This window comes from Longimicrobium sp., from assembly GCA_036387335.1.
In the GTDB taxonomy this organism is placed as follows: Bacteria; Gemmatimonadota; Gemmatimonadetes; order Longimicrobiales; family Longimicrobiaceae; genus Longimicrobium.
On record DASVTZ010000074.1, the window covers coordinates 1 to 2,805 of the forward strand.

Below are 2,805 nucleotides of genomic sequence, written 5' to 3' on the forward strand. Positions count from 1 at the left end.
CGTTCTCATCCTCCTGTTCGGGCGGGAGCAGCTTTCCGCACAGGCAGGCGCGGGTGGGCCGGTCACGGCGCTGGTGGGTGGCACGCTGATCGACGGGACCGGGCGCGGGCCGATCGCGGGCGCGACGGTGGTGATGCGGGAGGGGAGGATCGTGTGCGCGGGGCCGGGGTGCGCGGTGCCGGCGGGGGCGCGGCGGGTGGACGTGCGCGGGAAGTACGTGATCCCGGGGCTGGTGGACGCGCACGTGCACTACTCGCAGACCGGATGGGCCGACGGGCGCCCGGACGCGCTCGACATGCGCGCGCGCTTTCCGTACGACTCCACGATCGCGTCGCTGCAGGCGCATCCGGAGCGGTTCTATCGCAGCCACCTCTGCTCGGGGGTGACGGCGACGTTCGACGTGGGTGGTTATCCGTGGACCTGGGCGCTGCGGGAAGGGGCGGAGAGGTCGACCGCGGCGCCGCACGTGGCGGCGGCGGGCCCGCTCCTCTCCACGCGCGACCACTGGCTGAACCTGCCGGCGCAGCGGCAGTTCGTGCACACCGCCACGGACTCGGCGACGCGGGCCGGGGCGCGCATGATCGCCGCGTGGGGGAGCGACGCGGTGAAGGTGTGGTACCTGGTGGGCGCGAACTCGCCGGACACCGCCGCATCCAAGTCGCGCATCCGCGTGGCGGCGGAGGAGGCGCGGCGCGCGGGGATTCCCCTGATCGTGCACGCCACCGACCTGTGGGCCGCCAAGGACGCCCTGCGCGCGGGCGCCAAGCTGCTGGTGCACTCGGTGGATGACGTGGCGGTGGACGACGAATTCCTGCGGCTCGCGCGCGAGGCGGGCGCATCGTACAACCCGACTCTGACGGTGCAGGAAGGCTACCTGCAGCTGCGCGAGCGGCGCTTCGACCCGCGGGGGCTCGCGATGGAGTGCGTCGATCCGGCCACCCGCGCCAAGGCCTTCCTGACCGACTCGCTTCCGCCGGCCGGCGGCAACGGCGCGGCGATCAGGGCGCGGGCCGCGGAGGAATACCGGCTCATGCTGGCGAACCTGCGTCGCGTCCACGCGGCGGGGATTCCCGTGGTGATGGGCACCGACGCCGGCAATCCCCTCACGCTGCACGGCCCCTCCGTGTACCGCGAGATGGCGGCCATGGCCGAAGCCGGGCTCTCGCCGATGGACGTGCTCGTCGCCAGCACGCGCAACGGCGCGCGGGCGATGGGGCGGAACGACATCGGGACGGTGGAGCGAGGCAAGGTTGCCGACCTCGTGATCCTCGACGCCAATCCTCTCGCGGACGTCGCGAACTACCGCAGGGTCTCGCGCGTGGTGCGTGGAGGTAAGGTGTGGACGCGGCGGGAGCTGGAGTACCGCTGACCTGCATTCACGCGGCGCCGCACGAGAATCTGGCGTAGCGGCGCCGCGAAGAGTACGTTGTTGCCGATGCTTTCTGTGGGTCCCCGCTTTCCTGCCCGAACAGTTCCGCAGGTGACGGAGCGCCGACGATCTGCTCCCTCCCTGCGCCGTCCCATACATCTGCAGTACCGCAGGCGGGCGGCTACCCGCATCCTACCCATCGCACCTTTCGGAGCTTCCATGGACAACACACCGCACGCGCCCTACGTCAACACGCAATCCACGGCTGGCGGCGTCCGCATCACGGGAATAGACATCGGCATCGGCGACCTGATCGTCCTGATGATCAAGGTCGCGATCGCTTCCATCCCCGCGGGCATCATCATCATGATCGTGTTCGGGATCATCGGCGCCATCTTTGGTGGGATCTTCGCGGGGATCATGGGCGGGATGGGGAACTGAGCGGACGATTTACCGGGTAAACCTGTTGAAACGCGGTGAGTAAAGAGAGATGCCTTGCTCCGGAGCCCGGGGCAAGGCATCTTTACGCCCGGTCCTTACTCACACCCGCAACGCCTCGTCCCTCGCACATGGCACACATCACCTGCTTCACCGTCCAGAAGGGCGGTGCGGGCAAGACCAGCATGACGGTCAACGTGGCCGGCACGCTGGCCGGGGCCTATGGGCTCCGCACGCTGGTCATCGACGCGGACCCGCAGTGCAACGCCACGGCGGCGCTGCTGGGGTCCGACTACACCGATCCAGGCTACGGGCCCACCTTCGCCGACGTGCTGGAGGGACGCTCCACCATCGCCGAGGCGGCCGTGCAGAAAAGCTTCCCGACGCTCTGGACGCTGCCGGGGTCGGAAAAGCTGGTGGCGTACGAGATGGCGCGCGACGATGCGCGGCGCGGACGGGTGATCCACTCCGTCGCGTCGCTCCTCTCCGAGGCGATCCCCGACGAGATCGACGTGGTGCTGATCGACACGCCGCCGTCGGGCGGGATCTGGCTGCAGGTGGCGCTGGCGGCGGCGCACAGCTACACCGTGGTCGCCACGCCGGACGACTTCTCGGCCAGCGGCGTGCTCAAGCTGATCGGCACGGTGGACCAGGTGTGCGCCGACTTCAACCCTGCGCTGCGCCGCGCCGGCTTCCTCATCAACCAGTACCGCCGCACCTCCGAGGGCGACCAGTACGTCCGTTTCTACCGCGACTGCTTCCCGGAGGACGTCTTCCGCACCGTCTTTCCGATGCGTGGCGTGATCGGATCGTCGCGCGGGATGCGGATGCCGGTGGAGCTGTACGAGCGGCTGTACCGGGTGAGCACGCCGGCCGCGCCCCTCTTCCGCGAGGTGGCGGCGGAGTGGATGGAGCGCGTGGGGATCGAGGGACGCGGCGCGGCGCCGCGCCTTGACGGAGAGCAGCTCGGGATCGGGCTGGAGATGGAGGTGGCGGCA

At 70.0% G+C, this 2,805-nt stretch carries 3 protein-coding genes; all 3 read left to right on the forward strand.

Annotated features, from left to right (window positions below):
- On the forward strand, positions 1 to 1,369 hold a 1,369-nt coding region (locus VF647_06470; protein HEX8451720.1), incomplete at its 5' end, for an amidohydrolase family protein.
- A gap of 219 nt (positions 1,370 to 1,588) precedes the next feature.
- A complete protein-coding gene (locus tag VF647_06475; protein ID HEX8451721.1) occupies positions 1,589 to 1,810 on the forward strand; it encodes a hypothetical protein in 222 nt (73 codons plus the stop codon).
- Positions 1,811 to 1,938: 128 nt separating this feature from the next.
- The coding region (locus tag VF647_06480; GenBank protein HEX8451722.1) for a ParA family protein at positions 1,939 to 2,805 on the forward strand (867 nt) is incomplete at its 3' end.